The sequence below is a fragment of the Geodermatophilus sp. SYSU D01106 genome (assembly GCF_054049995.1).
Window position 1 is genome coordinate 1 of the sequence record NZ_JBJGYM010000008.1, and the last position, 15,508, is coordinate 15,508.

The window sequence follows — 15,508 nt, forward strand, 5'->3', positions numbered from 1 at the left end:
ACAGTGTTACGGCGGCCATGGCGAGAGGGAAACGCCCGGACCCATTCCGAACCCGGAAGCTAAGCCTCTCAGCGCCGATGGTACTGCCCTGGAGACGGGGTGGGAGAGTAGGACGCCGCCGGACAACCATTCGAGACGGGGGTCGGAGCCATTGGCTCCGGCCCCCGTTTTCGTGCGTTGTCCGCAGATTCCATCCCACGGAGCGCTCACAGGAGTGCTCCCCGCCGTACGAGGTACTCAGGACTCCATGACATCTCCCCGACGAGGCTCCGCCGGCCGTGGCCGGCCCGACGGCCAGGACGGTCGCGGGCAGGGCCGATCCGGCCGCGACGACCGCCAGGGTCCGCGATCGGGTGGTCGCCCCTCGGGTGCGGGACGCGGATCGGGCGGCTACGGCTCCCGACGTGACGGAATCAGCGGTGGCCGCGAGGGCGGGACTGCCCGCGGCGGTCAGGGTGCCCGCGGGGACCGTCCCCAGGGTGACCGCGCCGGCCGCCCGGTCGCCGGGAGCCGCGGCGCCGGGGACTGGCGCGACCGTCGTCCGGGCACCGACCGCGCCGGCGGGAACTGGCGGGACCGGCGTCCCGACAGCGACCGCAGCGGCGACGACCGTCAGGACCGCCGTCCGGCTCGGTCGTCCGGGGACTGGCGCGACCGCCGGCCCGGTGGCGATCGTCCGACGGGCGACCGGCAGGACCGCCGCCCCACCGGCGGTGGCGGGGGAGGCTGGCGCGACCGGCGTCCGGAGGGCGAGCGGTCGTCGGGTTCGTGGCAGGACCGTCGCAGCGACGTGGGCCCGGTCCGGGACCGGTCCGCCGGTGGCTGGCGGGACCGTCGCCCGGGCGGCGACCGCGGGGAAGGCGGACGTCCGGCCCGCCGCGACGACGCCGCGCGCGGCGCCCGGCCGTACGAGGACCGTCCGCGGCGCCAGGACGTCGATGCGCGCCCCGAGTGGCGGGACCGTCGTCCGCAGGGGGAGCGTCCCGCTCGCGCCGGTGGCTACGAGGGCGGCAGGGGCCGTCCGGAGCCGCGCGGTGCCGGCGGTCGGCCCGACCGCGCCGGGGGCCGTGACTGGCGCGACCGCCGTCCCACCGACGACCGCCGTGCCCGCCCGGACCGCGACCGCACCCCGCCGGCCACGCCCGGTCCCGACCTGCCCGACTGGGCCGACCCGCGCGAGCTCGACCCGGCCGTGCGTGCCGCCCTCCGGGGGCTCGACTCGCGCAACGCGGAGAAGGTCGCCAAGCACCTGGTCGTCGCCGGGACGCTCGTCGACGAGGACCCCGAGCTCGCGCTCGCGCACGCCCGTGCCGCCCGTGACCGCGCGTCGCGTCTCGCCGTCGTCCGGGAGGCCGTGGGCGTCGCCGCGTACCACGCCGGGGACTACGCCGAGGCGTCCCGCGAGCTGCGGGCCTACCGGCGGATGAGCGGTGAGGAGGGCTACCGCGCCGTCCTCGCCGACTGCGAGCGGGCGCTGGGCCGGCCCGAGGTCGCGCTGCGGCTGGTGCGCGAGGCACTCGCCGACCGTCCGGACCGCGAGGAGACCGTCGAGCTGCAGCTCGTCGAGGCCGGGGCGCGCCAGGACCTCGGCGAGGTCGCCGCGGCGCGGCTGGTGCTCGAGGGCGCCCTGGGCGGCCGCCCGGCCCCGGGCCGGGTGGACCTGCGCGACGAGGGCACCCTGCGCCTCGCCTCCGCCTACGCCGACCTGCTCGCGGCGTCCGGGGACGCGTCCGCGGACGCGTGGCGCGAGGTCGTCACCGCCGCCGAGCCGGAGGCCGAGGACATCGCCTTCGGCGAGGAGGAGGTCCCGCTCGCCGAGCTGGCGGTGGACGACGAGCCGCAACTGGCGCCGACCGCTGAGGCAGCGGCGTCGGACGGCGACGCGGACCTCGGCGACGACGCGGACGACGCGGACGAGGACGACTTGGGCGGCGACGCGGACCTCGACGACGACGCGGACGACGCGGACGACGCGGACGACGACGAGCTCGACTTCGACTCCGACGTCGAGCGCGAGGTGGCCGAGCTGCTCGGTGAGGTCGAGCCGCCGGCGGGGGACCAGCCCGGGCACTGACCGCCGACAGTCACGGCGGCGCCGTCCACACCGGCGTCTCCCGTCCACAGCCACCTCGTCGGCTCACCGCCGGGGAGGAGGCGGCCGCACGCTGCCGTCATGAGCGTGGCTGTGATCGACCGCAACGACGTCGTGCTCCGCGGGCGCCTCTCGGCTCCCGCGGAGCTCCGCACCCTGCCGAGCGGCGACCCGCTGGTGACCTTCCGGCTCGTCGTCCGCCGGCCCGAGCCGCGGGCGCGCGGGTCCTCGGTCGACGTCCTCACCTGCATCACCTACGACCGGGCGCTGCAGCGTCGTGTCGCCGCCTGGGAGGCCGGTGACGTCGTGGAGGTGGAGGGGGCGCTGCAGCGGCGCTTCTGGCGCACGGGCGCCGGCACCGCCTCGGTGTGCGAGGTCAACTGCCGCCGGGGGCGGAAGGTGCCGCGGTCGTCGGCCGGCGGCGGCGTCCGGACGGCGTGAGCGCCCGCCGGTCAGCCGCCGTGCGGGCGGAGCACCAGGCCGGTGCGCGGCTTGGGCACGAACAGCGTCGACTTGCGCGGCATGCGGGCGCCCGCGCGGGCCACGGCAGCGACGTCGGCGGGCGAGGGCGGGCGCAGCAGCACGGCCACCCCCGACCGCGCCCCGGCCAGGCGGAGCGCCTCCGGGACGCTGTGGGCCACGAGCAGCGACCCCGGCTCGTCGCTGCGGCCCCACAGCGCGCCGACCAGGCCCGTGGTGGCCAGCACGACGTCGAGCCCGCGCCAGGCCGGCGGTGCCTCCGCCGGCACCGTGGCGCGCACCTCGGCGCTGGGGCCGGTCAGGTGCAGCAGTCGCTCCCCGTCGGTGACGAGGAAGCCGTCGAGGTCGGGCAGCAGCGACGCCACGTGGGCCGACACGGCGCCGGGTCCGCCCGGGACGGGCACCTCGGCCACCGCGAACCCGCGCGCCGCGGCGTCGGCGGCCTCCCGCAGCCCCAGGTCGGGCACGACCCGGTGGATGGACTCGACGCGCAGCCCGCCGGTACCCATGGGGGTGAGCAGGGCCAGGACGCGGCAGTCGCCGTCGGGATGGGTGCGGTGCAGGGCCTGCGCGGCGGCGAAGCGGTGGTGCCCGTCGGCGATCACCGCGCCCGTGCGGCCCAGCGCGCCGGTCAGCTCCCGCAGCACGTCGGGGTCGGCGACGCGCCAGAGCAGGTGCGCGACGCCGTCGTCGTCGACGACCTGCAGGTCCGGGGCGGCGCCCGCCACGGCGGCGGTGAGGGCGGCCACGCGCGGCTCGGGGTCGTGCGCCAGCACGATGGGCTCGAGGTCGGTGGCGGTCGCCGCGAGCAGCGCGCGGCGGCCCTCGACGGCGGCGGGGAAGGTGTCCTCGTGCGGCAACACCGCCCGGCCGCCCGCGGCGGACACCCCGACGGCGCCGAGCCAGCCGACCGTCGGCGTCCCCGTCGCCGGCCGCATCTCGTAGCGCCACAGGGCCGGCTCGCCGTCCCGGACCAGGACACCGTCGCGCTCCCAGTCGCGCAGGGTGGCGGCGGCGCGGGCGGCGACGTCCCCGGCCGCGACCGGGCCACCGGCGCCGGCGGTCCCCGGACCGGACGTGCCCCCGGGCAGGATCAGGCGCACGATGTTGTGCGGGTCGGCGGCCGCCAGCCGCTCGGCGCCGTCGGGCGTCACCAGGTCGTAGGCTGGCGAGCTCACCCGGGCCAGGTGCCCGGGGTCCTGCTCCCGGTAGGTGAGAGCCCGGAAGGGCCGGACGTCGATCCCCGTCGCGACGGGGAGCGGGGGACCCGCCGGCGACGACTGCACCACCGGATCGTAGGAGCCGCCGTCCCCGGCCCGCCGACGCGACCGGTCAGCGGGGGCGGGCGGGGGCGACCGCGGGAGATCGGGAGGGCATCGGTGTCGACAGCAGGACCGCCGGAGGACGCCGGGGCGGAGACCACGCCCGAGGGAGCGGCCGGCCGCACCGGGCCCGAGGGCGGGGTCTACGAGTGGTACCGCCGCGGGCTGGACCTGCTGGGCAGCGGGGACCCGGCCGCCGCGGCCACGCTGCTCAGCCGGGCCGCCGAGGCCGAGCCGAGCTCGCGGAGCGTGCTCGAGGCCCTCGCCCGCGCCCAGTACGACGCCGGCCGCTACCGGGAAGCCGTCGACAGCTTCGGGGAGCTGGCCGCCGTGAACCCCACCGATGACTACGCCCAGTTCGGGCTCGGCCTGGCCGCGAGCCGGGCCGGCGACCTGGAGACGGCGGCCGAGCACCTGGCCCTGGCGGTCGCCATGCGGCCGGACCTGCCGCACTACGCCCGTGCGCTGCGCGGCGTGCGCGCCCGCCGCGGTTCCGGGCCGGGGGCGGCGTGAGCACCGGACGCCCGCCGGCCTTGGCCGCCGGCAGCACCCGCCCGCCGGCCGAGCTGTTCGACGTGGCGCTGCTCGACCTCGACGGCGTCGTCTACGTCGGCCCCGACGCGGTGCCCGGGGTCCCGGAGGGGCTGGCGGCCGCCCGCGCGGCCGGCATGCGCCTCGGGTTCGTGACCAACAACGCGGCCCGCCCGCCCGAGGAGGTGGCCGCGCACCTCAGCGAGCTCGGCGTGCCGGCCGTCCCCGACGAGGTCATCACCAGCTCGCAGGCCGCGGCCACGGTGGTCGCCGGGACGTTCGGCGCCGGCGCGCGCGTGCTCCCGGTCGGCGGCCCCGGGGTGGCGGCGGCCCTGCGCGCGGCCGGGCTGACGGTGGTCGAGCGGGCCGAGGACGAGCCGGTGGCCGTCGTGCAGGGCTACGGCCGCGAGGTCGGGTGGCAGCAGGTCGCCGAGGCGGTCGTGGCCGTCCGGCGCGGTGCCCGGCACGTGGCCACCAACGCCGACGCGACCATCCCCTCACCGCGCGGGCCGCTGCCGGGCAACGGCGCGATGGTCGGGGTGGTGCGGGACGTCACGGGCGTCGAGCCGCTGGTCACCGGCAAGCCCGACCCGGCGATGCACGCCGAGTGCGTCCGCCGCACCGGGGCGCAGCGGCCCCTCGTGGTCGGCGACCGGCTGGACACCGACATCGAGGGCAGCCACCGCGCCGGCGCCGCGAGCCTGCTGGTGCTCAGCGGCGTCACCGTGCCCGCGACGCTGCTGGCCGCCCGCCCGGACCACCGGCCCGACCTGCTGGCACCCGACGCCCGGGGCGTCCTGGTCGCCCACCCGCCGGTCACGGCCGCGGACGGCGGCTGGCGCTGCGGCGGCTGGGTGGCGGCCGCCGACGGCGACGGCACGCTGGTGCTGCGCACGGCCGGCAGGACGGAACCGGACGGGGACGACCGGGACGGCGACGGGCTCGACGGGCTCCGGGCGCTGTGCGTGGCGGCCTGGTCGCGGGGGAGCGGAGCCGACGGCGTCCGGGTGCGTGCGGGGGACGAGCGCGCCCGGGCGGCGCTGGCCCGCTGGGACCTGGAGCCGCGGTGAGGAGGGCCGGGAGGCTCTCCTGCGGGGCGGCCCCGGGAGCACCGGCCGGCTCCCGCGGGCGGGCGGCGGTGTCGTCCCCGGCCGGTAGTCTCGCGGGCCGGGGACACCGCGTCCCCTCCGCCGAGGCCCCCGCTCCCCGGGCTGCCCGCCCCGCCTCCGCCCTCTCTCCCGGAAGGTCCCCGCGATGACCGAGCCGAGCCGACCGCGACCGGTCCCGGGCCCGCCGCGGCCCGGTCCCGTCGCGGACCCGGCCCGCGCGTCCGCGACGGCGCTCGAGGGCCTGGACGAGCGACCGGTGGCCGAGCACGTCGCCGTCTTCGAGGCCGAGCACGACCGCCTGGCCCGCGAGCTCGCCACGATCGACCAGCTCTGATGCCGCGCCGCAGCCGACTCGACGCCGAGCTCGTGCGGCGGGGCCTGGCCCGCTCCCGCGAGCACGCCGTCGCGTTGATCAGCGAGGGACGGGTCGCCGTCGCCGGGCAGGCCGCCAACAAGCCGGCCACCGGCGTGGACCCCGCCACCCCGGTGGTCGTCCGCACCGACCCCGACGAGCAGCGCTGGGTGTCCCGGGGCGCGCACAAGCTCCTCGGCGCCCTCGAGGCGTTCCCCGTGGAGGTCGCCGGCCGCCGCGCGCTCGACGCCGGCGCGTCCACCGGCGGCTTCACCGAGGTGCTGCTGTCCCGCGGCGCGCGCGAGGTCGTCGCCGTCGACGTCGGCTACGGCGAGCTGGCCTGGTCGCTGCGCACCGACGAGCGGGTGCGGGTGCACGAGCGCACCAACGTCCGCACGCTCGCGCCGGAGGACGTCGGCGGGCCGGCCGAGCTGGTCGTCGCCGACCTGTCGTTCATCTCGCTGCGCCTGGTGCTGCCGGCGCTCACCGCGTGCGCGACGGCGGAGGCCGACCTGCTGCCCATGGTCAAGCCGCAGTTCGAGGTCGGGCGCGAGCGGCTCGGCGCCGGCGGGGTGGTGCGGGACCCGGCGCACCGCGCCGACGCCGTGCTCACCGTCGCCCGCGCGGCCACCGAGCTGGGCTGGGGCACCGCCGGGGTGGTGGCCAGCCCGCTGCCGGGGCCGTCGGGCAACGTCGAGTTCTTCCTGTGGCTGCGCCGCGACGCGCCGCCGCCGGAGGAGGCCGACGTCGTCCGCGCCGTCGAGGAGGGGCCGCGGTGACCGGGCCGGGCGCGGGCGGCGATCCCGGGGGACGCTGGGACGGGACGCGGCCGCAGCAGCCGCAGGACGACAGCGACGAGCAGGGAGGACCGATGAGCGAGGCCGGCCAGGGCGGATGGCGTCCCGGGGGTACGCGGCACGTGCTGCTCGCCGTGCACACCGGGCGGGAGGACATCGTCGAGCTGGCCCGCAGCTCCGCCGCGCGGCTGGCGCGCGCCGGCATCACGGTGCGCGTCCTCGAGGACGAGGCGAAGGACCTGGGCATCGAGGGGGCCGAGGTGGTGGCCCCCGACGCCGAGGCCGCCCGCGGTGCGGAGATCGTCATGGTCTTCGGCGGCGACGGCACCTTCCTGCGCGCCGCCGAGCTCGCCCGCTACAGCCACGCCGCGCTCATGGGCGTCAACCTCGGCCGGGTCGGCTTCCTCGCCGAGACCGAGCCCGAGGCCGTCGAGGAGACCCTCACGGCCATCGAGCGCTGCGAGTACTCGGTGGAGAAGCGGCTGGCGGTGGAGGTCGACGTCATCGACGCCGGCGGCGCGGTCGTGGGCGGCACCTGGGCGCTCAACGAGGTGTCGGTGGAGAAGGCGCAGCGCTCGCGCGTCCTCGACGTCGTCATCTCCGTCGACGGCCGGCCGCTGACCAGCTTCGGCTGCGACGGCGTCCTGTTCGCCACGCCCACCGGCTCGACCGCCTACGCGTTCTCCGCCGGCGGTCCGGTGGTGTGGCCCGACGTCGAGGCGATGCTGCTCGTGCCCACGAACGCCCACGCGCTGTTCGCCCGGCCGCTGGTGACCTCGCCGGACGCCGTCCTGTCGGTCTCGATCCCGCCCGACGGCAACCGTGCCCGCGTGTCCGCCGACGGCCGCCGCGCCTTCGACGTGCCCGAGGGCGGCCGCGTCGACGTGCGCCGGGCCGCCCGGCCCGTGCGCATCGCCCGCGTGCACCCCGCCACCTTCGGCGACCGGCTGGTGGCCAAGTTCGGCCTGCCCGTACGCGGCTTCCGCGAGGTGCGCCGGCACGACCCGGGCCACGAGCTCACGCCGTCGCGCAACGTGCTGGCCCGCGACGTGGTGTCGCTGCCGCCGGCTCCCGGCCGCGGCCCGGCACGGGAGGAGGTGCGCGGTGGCTCCGCGGACCCCGACGCGTGAGCGCGGCCCCCGTGCCCGGCGCACCGCGGCGCCCGCGGACACCGCCCCCGACGGCACGGCACCGGCCGGCAGCGCGCCGGCCGCGGACAGCCGCCCCGCCGAGGGCGCGACGGCGGCCGGGCGGGACGCGCCCGCCGGCGACGGCCTCGCCCCGGCGCCCCGCGCGCCGCACGGCCGGGGCCGCCTGACCGAGCTGCGCATCCGCGGCCTGGGCGCCATCGACGACGTCACCCTCGAGCTCGGCCGCGGCCTGACCGTGGTCACCGGCGAGACGGGCGCGGGCAAGACGATGGTGGTCACCGGGCTGACCCTGCTGTTCGGCGGCCGCGCCGACCCCGGCCGCGTGCGCGCCACCGGGCGGGCCGGCGTCGAGGGCCGCCTCGAGCTGCCGGAGGGCTCCCCGGTGTGGGAGCGCGCCGCCGAGGCCGGCGCCGAGCCCGACGACGACGGGTCGCTCATCCTCGCCCGCACCGTCAGTGCCGAGGGCCGGTCCCGGGCGCACCTGGGCGGGCGCAGCGTGCCGGTCGGCGTCGTGGCCGAGCTCGCCGAGGGCCTGCTCGCCGTGCACGGGCAGAGCGACCAGCTGCGGCTGTCGCGCCCCGCCGAGCAGCGGCACGCCCTCGACCGCTACGCCGGGCCCGCGCACCTCCAGCTGCTCGAGACCTACCGCACCGCGTACGCCGGCTGGCGCGAGCTGTCGGCCGACCTCGACCGCCGCCGCGGCCAGGCCCGCGAGCTCGCCCAGGCCGCCGAGGTGCTGCGCCACGGCCTGGAGGAGATCGAGGGCCTGGCGCCCGAGCCCGGCGAGGACGAGACCCTCGACGCGCAGGCCAAGCGGCTCGGCGACGCCGACGCGCTGCGGGCCGCCGTCGACGAGGCGCGCATGGCGCTGGTCGGCGACGTCACCGGCGACCTCGGCGGCGAGGGCCTGCCGCAGGACGCCACCGCCGCCCTGGCCGCCGCCGAGCGGGCGCTGTCCTCCACCGACGACCCCGCGCTGGTGCTCCTGGCCCGCGATCTCGCCGACGCCGTCGCGGTCGTGTCCGACGTCAGCGTCCAGCTCGCGGGCTACGTCGCCGACCTCGACGCCGACCCGGCGCGGCTGGCCGAGGTCCTCGACCGGCGGGCCGCGCTCACCGCGCTGGTGCGCAAGTACGCCGACCCGGGCGAGGGGCTCGCCGGGGTGCTCGCCTGGGCCGACGACGCCCGGGCCAAGCTGTCCGCGCTCGACGTCTCCGACGAGGCGCTCGAGGCGCTGGAGGCCGCCCGCGACACCGCCCGCGCCGAGGTCGACGACCTCGCCGGCCGGATCTCCGCCGGCCGCCGCGCCGCCGCCGACGGGTTCGCCGCCGAGGTGGGCCGCGAGCTGGCGGGCCTCGCGATGAAGAGCGCCCGGGTGTCCTTCTCGATCGACAGCCACCCCGGCGAGCCCGGCGCCGACGGCATCGACGAGGTCGCGCTGCTCATGGCCGCCCACCCCGGCGCCCCGCCGCGGCCGGTGCACCGCGGGGCGTCCGGCGGTGAGCTCTCCCGGGTGATGCTGGCCATCGAGGTGGTCTTCGCCGGCGCCGACCCGGTGCCGGTGATGGTGTTCGACGAGGTCGACGCGGGCGTCGGCGGGCAGGCGGCCGGCGAGATCGGGCGGCGGCTGGCGCGGCTGGCGCGCGACCACCAGGTCGTCGTCGTGACCCACCTCGCGCAGGTGGCCGCCTTCGCCGACACCCACCTGGTCGTCGACAAGTCCCCGGACACCGCCGCCGGCGTCACCGCCACCGACATCCGCGCCGTCGACGGCGAGGACCGGGTGCGCGAGCTGGCCCGGATGCTGTCCGGCCTCGCCGACAGCGACACCGGCCAGGCGCACGCCCGGGAGCTGCTGGCCGTCGCCGCCACCGCCCGAGCGGAGTAGTTGCCGCGCCGCTCGGTCGTGGGCGATCGGGTGACGGAACGCAGGAGTGTCGATCGCGGTCGCCGGGTAGGCGTTCCCCGTGCGCACCGATGCCCGATCCCGAACCGCCCCCCGATGCCCCGCGGGGGGTGCCCGATGAGCTGCTTCAGCTCGGCCGACGAGTCGGCGCACTACGGCTTCTCGGTCTGCATGCTGCTGCAGCAGTACCGGGAGCAGCTGGGCTGGGAGTCCGCGCCCGTGGTGGAGCTCGGCACCGGTGACGCCTCGGCGATCGCCGACGTCGTCGCGGGCCTGCCCGGCCTGCGCATCCGCAGCTACGACATCAGCGAGGACTCGGTGCGCAGGGCGCGGGCCAACGTGGCCGAGCGCGGCGTCGCCGACCGCTACACCGTCGAGCTCGGCGACTTCTTCGACCAGGCCGACGCGGCCGGCGGGGAGCGGGTGACCACGGCGATCTCCAACCCGCCGTACATCCCGGCGCCCGACCGCGACATCCTCATGCCCGAGCTGTGGGGCGGGGAGCGAGGCAACGACCTGACGCTGCAGCTGCTCAAGGCCGGCTACGACCACGTGGTCACCGCGGTCGCGAGCTACGCCGACCCGGTCACCACCGTGGGCACCGCCGCGGACCTCGGCTACCGGGTGGTCAACTTCCTCGCGATGGGCCTGGACTACGGCCCCTACAGCAGCGAGCCGAAGGTGCGCGAGCAGATCCGCCGGATCGTCGCGGAGGGCCGCGGCTGGGCGGGCGACGACGAGTACATGGTCGCCGTCGCCCTGTTCACCCGGGACCCCGACCTCCCCGGCGACCGCGGCGAGCAGCTGCTGCACGCGCTGCAGCTGCCGGCCTGACGGCTCCGGGGCCCGACGGCTCCGGGACCTGACGGCTCAGCCCAGGGGCACGCAGAGCGCCGCCGGGTCGTCGGCGCAGGCCCCGGCGGCCACGGTCACCCGGTCCCACGGCCCGGTGGCGTTCGAGCCCGCCTCGTTGCGCAGCCCCGAGATCCGCAGCACCAGGTCGCTGGTCGGCGCCGCGTCGCGCGCGACGACGTGGACGCTCGCCGAGGCGCCGTCCCCGGCGCCGGCGGACAGGCCGAAGCCGTCGCGGGTGGGCGACGTCGTCCCGTCCTGGCACCAGCGCGTGCCCGGCGCCGACGACCCGACGAACACCGCCGTTCCCGCCCGCGGGGCGCCGCCGTCGGCCGCGGTGAGCTCGACGTCCGCCGCCAGGCCGGCCATGGCGAAGGTCTCGTTGGCGAACCCGACCTCGAGGACGAGCGAGCGCACCGAGCCGTCGTCGGGGAGGGCGCAGTCGGCGGCGAAGGACCTCGGCAGCGGCGGGACGCCGACCGACACCGGGGAGCGGGTCGCCCGCACCGACGCGGTGAACAGCAGGTCGCCGGAGCGGTCGGACAGCCGCGCCGCGCCCACCTCGACCGGCGCGGGCGGCGGCGGGACGTGGACCGACGGCGTCGGCGCCGACACGGCCACCGGGGGCTCCTCGTCCGGCGTGGCGACGGCGGTCAGCAGCGCGCAGCCGGAGGTGGCCAGCACCGCGCAGGGCAGGAGGAGGGCGGTCCGGCGCAGGCGCACGCCGCGCACCCTGGCAGACGCGGCCCCGTTCCGGAACTCCCCGTCAGCGGCGTTTCGCGTACCCGGCCAGGCCGAACTGCAGCAGGGACAGCCCGCGGCGGCCGGCGGCCCGCAGCTCCGCGCCGAGCTCCGGCCCGGTCACCCCGGCCAGCACCCGGTCGCGCGCCAGCTCCAGGAGCCGCCCGTAGAGCGCGGTGACCGCCGCCGCGGTGAGCTCCGGCTCGACCGAGCCGTCGTCGGACCCCGTCTCCTCCCGGAGCTGCGCGGCCAGCGCCGCGGTGATCTCCCCGAGGATCTCCCGCTCGCGCGCCTGCAGGGTCCGCGAGCCGCGCACGATGCGCGCCATCGCGGCCACCCCGGCGGCGGCCTCCGGGTCGCCGAGGGAGGTCATCGCCGCGACGACGAACGTGCCGGCCGCCGCCGCCGCCGACTCGCCCGCCGGACGGCCGGCCACGGCGGCCAGCAGCGCCCGGCGCATCGGCGGGTCGGTGGCCAGCACCAGCCCCTCCTTGACCGGGAAGTGGTTGAACACCGTCTTCTCGACGACGCCGGCCCGCTGGGCGATCTCGACGACGCTGACCGCGTCGAACCCGCGCTCGGCGAACAGCGCCGCGGCGGCCTCGACGATCCGGTCGTGGGTCTCCAGCCGGCGCCGCTCCCGGACGCCGGGGCCGCGCCGCTCCCGCCGCTCACGACGCCGGGCCGCGCGGCCGCCGTCCGCGGGCTCCGGGGCGGGCAGGCCGCCCGGCGGCGCGGCCAGCGGGGAGGGCGCGGGTGCGTCGACGGCGGGCGGCGGGGCCGGCGCGGGCGCCTCGACGGCGGGCGGGGTCCGGTCCACCGGGGGAGCGGCCGGGGCCCGCGGGGGCGTGACCGGGGCCGGGCGGGCGCCTGGCACCGCGCGGACGAGCGCCGAGCCGCTGCCCACGCCTCCGCCTGCGTTCCCGTCCGTGCTCCCGCCCGTGCTCCCGCCCGTGCCCCCGCCCGAGCTCCCGCCCGCGCCCCCGTCCGCGGCCCCGGGGCGGGTCGCCGGGACGCTGACGGCTGGAGCCCCACGAGTCACAGCGACGAACGCTAGACAGCGATCGGGGCGGTGTCGGCGGTGCGGGTGGGGCGTACGCGCCGGGCGTGTCGCGCTGTCCGTGGTGTCGGACACCCTCCGTGAGCAGGTCGTCGCCGATGCGCGTCGGAGGTCGGCCCCTCCAGGCGTGCGTGGGAGCATCGGTCAATGCGCATCGGCACCCTGCGACGGAGCCGGGCCCAGGAGACGGAACCCGGGGTGAGCGGCACCGTCCGGCTGGACCGTCGCACGAAGAACCTCACCAAGCGCCTGCGGCCCGGCGACATCGCCGTCATCGACCACGTCGACATCGACCGCGTGAGCGCCGACTCCCTCGTCGCCGCCCGGGTCGGTGCCGTGGTCAACGCCGCGCCGAGCATCTCCGGCCGCTATCCGAACCTCGGCCCGGAGATCCTCACCGCCGCGGGGATCCCGCTCGTCGACGGCGTCGGCAAGGAGGTCTTCGCCGCGCTCAAGGAGGGCGCGCAGGTCCGCGTCGAGGGCAACGTCCTCTACGGCCCCGACGGCCAGCAGGTGGCCACCGGCACCGAGCAGACCCCGGACACCGTCGCCGCCGCCATGGCCGACGCGAAGGCCGGGCTGTCCACGCAGTTGGAGGCGTTCGCCACCAACACGATGGAGTACATGAAGCGCGAGCGCGCGCTGCTGCTCGACGGCGTCGGCGTCCCCGACGTCAGGACGGCGATCGAGGGCCGGCACGTCCTCGTCGTCGTCCGCGGGTACGACTACAAGGAGGACCTGCAGGCGCTGCGGTCCTACATCCGCGACTACCGGCCGGTGCTGGTCGGCGTCGACGGCGGCGCGGACGCGCTGGTCGAGGCCGGCTACCAGCCGGACATGATCATCGGCGACATGGACTCGGTCAGCGACCACGTCCTGCGCAGCGGCGCCGAGGTGGTCGTGCACGCCTACGCCGACGGCCGCGCCCCTGGCCTGCAGCGCGTGCAGGACCTCGGCGTCGACGCGATCACGTTCCCGGCCGCGGCCACCAGCGAGGACATCGCGATGCTGCTGGCCGACGAGAAGGGCGCCAAGCTCATCGTCGCCGTCGGCACCCACGCCACCCTCGTGGAGTTCCTCGACAAGGGCCGCGGCGGCATGGCCTCGACGTTCCTCACCCGGCTGCGCCTGGGCGGCAAGCTCGTCGACGCCAAGGGCGTGAGCCGCCTGTACCGCAGCCGCATCTCGACCGCCGCGCTCGTCGTGCTCGTGCTCGCCGCGCTGGTCGCCATCGTCGCCGCCGTGGCCGTCACCACCGCCGGGCGCATCTACCTCGACCTGCTGGTCGACCAGTGGGACAGCTTCGTGTTCTGGTTGGAGAACCTCTTCTCGTGATCGACTTCCGCTACCACCTGGTCTCCCTGATCGCGGTGTTCCTCGCGATCGCCCTGGGGCTGGTGATCGGCGCGACTCAGCTGTCGGGCCCGCTGCTGGACAACCTCCAGGGCCAGGTCACCTCGCTGCAGGAGGACAAGCGCGAGCTCGAGGACACCACCCAGGGCCTGCAGGCCCAGGTCGACGGCAGCCAGGCGTTCGAGTCCGCCGTCGCCCCCGCCCTCGTGGAGGGCGCCCTGGCCGGCCGCAGCGTCCTGTTCGTCGTGGCCTCCGAGGACGTCACCACCGACACCGTCGAGGAGGTCACCGCGCTGGTGACCGAGGCCGGCGGCACGGTGGCCGGCCAGCTCACCCTGGCGCCGGAGTACAGCGACCCCGCCAGCGAGCCGGCGCTGCAGAGCTACGTGACCACGCCCGCCGGCCGCCCCGCCGGCGTCGAGCTGCCCGAGACCGACGACACCGGCCGGCTGGTCGGCGCGCTGCTCGCCGAGGTGCTCATGGTCCCGGCCGGCGGCCCCGCGCCCGACGCCGCGGGGGTCTCCACCGTCGTCGCGGGCCTCCAGGCGCTCGACGTCCTCACCCAGGACTCCGCCTCGCTCACCCCGGCCGACTTCGCCGTGGTGCTCACCTCCGGCACGGTCTCCGGCGACGACGCCGCCGACCGCAACGGCGTGCTGCTCGACCTGGTCACCGCCCTCGACGCCGCGGGCTCCGGCGCCGTGGTGGCCGGCGACGCCGCGTCGGCGGGCGAGGACGGTCTGGTCGGCGTCGTGCGCGCCGACCCCGAGACCGCCGCGGCCGTCTCCACCGTCGACAACGTGACCAGCCCCTCGGGCCAGGTCAGCACCGTGCTGGCCCTGCGCAGCGAGAGCGAGGGCACCTCCGGCGCCTACGGCACCGGGGAGGACGCCCAGCCGGTGCCGCCGGTGCCGGCCACCACCCCGTGACCGCCCGCCCGGTCCTGGCCGCGCTGGCCGGGGCGGCCGCCGCCCGGGCCGGCCTGGCCGCGGGCCGCGCGCTCGACGCCCGCCCGGCCGGCGCGCCCTGGCGGCGCACCAACTACGCCGGCCGCCCGGTGACCCTGCTCGGCGGGCCCGCGCTCGCCGCCGCCGCGACCGCCGGTGCCGCCCTCGGCGCGCCGGCCGGCACCCGCGCCGCCGCCGTCGTGGCGGGCGCGGTGTCGGGGCTGGTCGGCGGCTACGACGACCTCGCCGGCGCCCGGCCCGAGCAGGCCCGGGACAAGGGCCTGGCCGGGCACCTCCGGGCGCTGCGCGCCGGGCGGGTCTCGGCCGGGGCGGTCAAGGTCGCCGGCATCGGCGCGGCGGCCGCCGTGACCGCGCTGCTGACCCGCCGCGAGCGGGGGCTCGCCGACGCCGTCCTCACCACCGGCCTGGTGGCCGGCTCCGCGAACCTCGTCAACCTGCTCGACCTGCGCCCCGGCCGCGCGGCCAAGGCCGGGGCGATCGCCGCCGCGGCCGGCCTCGGCGGGTCCGCGGGCGGTCTGGTGGCCGGCCCGCTCGGCGCCGCGCTCGCCGTGCTGCCCGACGACCTCGGCGAGCGGGTGATGCTCGGCGACGCCGGCGCCAACGCGCTCGGCGCGCTGCTGGGCCTGCGGCTGTCGCAGGTGCCCTCATGGCCCGCGCGGGCGGGCGCGCTCGCCGTCGTCACCGCCCTCACGCTCGCGAGCGAGCGGGTCAGCTTCACCCGGGTCATCGAGGCCACCCCCGGGCTGCGCGAGCTGGACCGGCTCGGCCGCCGCCCGGCGTGAGCACGGCGGGGC

The 15,508-nt window shown here is 78.3% G+C and carries 15 protein-coding genes and 1 rRNA gene; 13 read left to right on the forward strand and 3 right to left on the reverse strand.

Features of this window, described 5'->3' with window-relative positions; genetic code table 11:
* The first annotated feature begins 7 nt into the window (after nt 1-7).
* The 3 genes from rrf (at nt 8) to ACI78R_RS10535 (ending at nt 2,533) form a co-directional block, all read left to right on the forward strand.
* Nucleotides 8-124 (forward strand): 5S ribosomal RNA (rrf, locus tag ACI78R_RS10525).
* Nucleotides 125-1,192: 1,068 nt separating this feature from the next.
* The gene (locus ACI78R_RS10530; RefSeq protein WP_457040676.1) at nt 1,193-2,074 is read left to right on the forward strand and encodes a tetratricopeptide repeat protein; all 882 of its coding nucleotides are present in this window, start codon (nt 1,193-1,195) and stop codon (nt 2,072-2,074) included.
* 99 nt (nt 2,075-2,173) lie between these two features.
* Nucleotides 2,174-2,533: a single-stranded DNA-binding protein gene (locus tag ACI78R_RS10535; RefSeq protein WP_454555468.1), complete on the forward strand. Its 360-nt coding sequence runs from the start codon at nt 2,174-2,176 to the stop codon at nt 2,531-2,533.
* Between the two features lie 11 nt (nt 2,534-2,544).
* Here the strand turns inward: ACI78R_RS10535 and ACI78R_RS10540 are convergent, their stop codons facing one another.
* Nucleotides 2,545-3,858 carry a DUF1015 domain-containing protein gene (locus ACI78R_RS10540; protein WP_457040677.1) on the reverse strand — a complete coding sequence of 438 codons (1,314 nt, stop codon included), beginning with the start codon at nt 3,856-3,858 and terminating at the stop codon, nt 2,545-2,547.
* A 93-nt stretch (nt 3,859-3,951) separates the two neighbouring features.
* Between ACI78R_RS10540 and ACI78R_RS10545 the strand changes: the two genes are divergently transcribed.
* The 7 genes from ACI78R_RS10545 to ACI78R_RS10575 all read left to right on the forward strand — a co-directional run bounded on the left by ACI78R_RS10545 (nt 3,952) and on the right by ACI78R_RS10575 (nt 10,574).
* Nucleotides 3,952-4,407, forward strand: a complete 456-nt coding sequence (locus tag ACI78R_RS10545; protein WP_457040678.1) for a tetratricopeptide repeat protein — start codon at nt 3,952-3,954, stop codon at nt 4,405-4,407.
* The gene (locus tag ACI78R_RS10550; protein ID WP_457040679.1) at nt 4,404-5,495 is read left to right on the forward strand and encodes an HAD-IIA family hydrolase; all 1,092 of its coding nucleotides are present in this window, start codon (nt 4,404-4,406) and stop codon (nt 5,493-5,495) included. Before ACI78R_RS10545 ends, ACI78R_RS10550 begins: the two co-directional genes overlap by 4 nt.
* Nucleotides 5,496-5,679: 184 nt before the next feature.
* Nucleotides 5,680-5,868, forward strand: coding sequence for a hypothetical protein (locus ACI78R_RS10555; RefSeq protein WP_457040680.1), 189 nt, complete (start codon nt 5,680-5,682; stop codon nt 5,866-5,868).
* Nucleotides 5,868-6,665: a TlyA family RNA methyltransferase gene (locus ACI78R_RS10560; RefSeq protein WP_457040681.1), complete on the forward strand. Its 798-nt coding sequence runs from the start codon at nt 5,868-5,870 to the stop codon at nt 6,663-6,665. Before ACI78R_RS10555 ends, ACI78R_RS10560 begins: the two co-directional genes overlap by 1 nt.
* A 92-nt stretch (nt 6,666-6,757) precedes the next feature.
* A complete protein-coding gene (locus ACI78R_RS10565) occupies nt 6,758-7,813 on the forward strand; it encodes an NAD kinase (RefSeq protein ID WP_073420624.1) in 1,056 nt (351 codons plus the stop codon).
* Nucleotides 7,788-9,722, forward strand: a complete 1,935-nt coding sequence (recN, locus tag ACI78R_RS10570; RefSeq protein WP_457040682.1) for a DNA repair protein RecN — start codon at nt 7,788-7,790, stop codon at nt 9,720-9,722. The genes ACI78R_RS10565 and recN overlap by 26 nt, the downstream gene beginning before the upstream one ends.
* A 135-nt stretch (nt 9,723-9,857) precedes the next feature.
* On the forward strand, nt 9,858-10,574 hold the full coding sequence (locus tag ACI78R_RS10575; RefSeq protein WP_457040683.1) for a methylase: 717 nt from the start codon (nt 9,858-9,860) through the stop codon (nt 10,572-10,574).
* A 36-nt stretch (nt 10,575-10,610) separates the two neighbouring features.
* On the opposite strand, the gene ACI78R_RS10580 is transcribed toward ACI78R_RS10575, so the two are convergent.
* Nucleotides 10,611-11,315: a hypothetical protein gene (locus ACI78R_RS10580; protein WP_457040684.1), complete on the reverse strand. Its 705-nt coding sequence runs from the start codon at nt 11,313-11,315 to the stop codon at nt 10,611-10,613.
* 43 nt (nt 11,316-11,358) lie between these two features.
* Complete coding sequence (locus ACI78R_RS10585) at nt 11,359-12,153, reverse strand: TetR/AcrR family transcriptional regulator (RefSeq protein WP_457040685.1); 795 nt, start codon at nt 12,151-12,153, stop codon at nt 11,359-11,361.
* Nucleotides 12,154-12,591: 438 nt separating this feature from the next.
* Here ACI78R_RS10585 and steA point away from each other — a divergent pair, with 438 nt between their 5' ends.
* From steA to ACI78R_RS10600, 3 genes are read left to right on the forward strand one after another with little or no spacing between them, the layout of a single operon-like run.
* Nucleotides 12,592-13,728, forward strand: coding sequence for a putative cytokinetic ring protein SteA (gene steA / locus ACI78R_RS10590; RefSeq protein WP_245794421.1), 1,137 nt, complete (start codon nt 12,592-12,594; stop codon nt 13,726-13,728).
* A complete protein-coding gene (locus ACI78R_RS10595; protein ID WP_457040686.1) occupies nt 13,725-14,675 on the forward strand; it encodes a copper transporter in 951 nt (316 codons plus the stop codon). The genes steA and ACI78R_RS10595 overlap by 4 nt, the downstream gene beginning before the upstream one ends.
* Nucleotides 14,672-15,496 (forward strand): hypothetical protein, encoded by an 825-nt coding sequence (locus ACI78R_RS10600; protein WP_457040687.1) that lies wholly within the window; start codon nt 14,672-14,674, stop codon nt 15,494-15,496. The genes ACI78R_RS10595 and ACI78R_RS10600 overlap by 4 nt, the downstream gene beginning before the upstream one ends.
* Nucleotides 15,497-15,508: the final 12 nt, after the last annotated feature.

Coding starts and splice junctions, on each gene's coding strand:
- ACI78R_RS10535 (WP_454555468.1), top strand. CDS start 2,174: ATGAGCGTGGCTGTGATCGACCGCAACGACGTCGTGCTCCGCGGGCGC.
- ACI78R_RS10555 (WP_457040680.1), top strand. CDS start 5,680: ATGACCGAGCCGAGCCGACCGCGACCGGTCCCGGGCCCGCCGCGGCCC.
- ACI78R_RS10560 (WP_457040681.1), top strand. CDS start 5,868: ATGCCGCGCCGCAGCCGACTCGACGCCGAGCTCGTGCGGCGGGGCCTG.
- ACI78R_RS10565 (WP_073420624.1), top strand. CDS start 6,758: ATGAGCGAGGCCGGCCAGGGCGGATGGCGTCCCGGGGGTACGCGGCAC.
- ACI78R_RS10575 (WP_457040683.1), top strand. CDS start 9,858: ATGAGCTGCTTCAGCTCGGCCGACGAGTCGGCGCACTACGGCTTCTCG.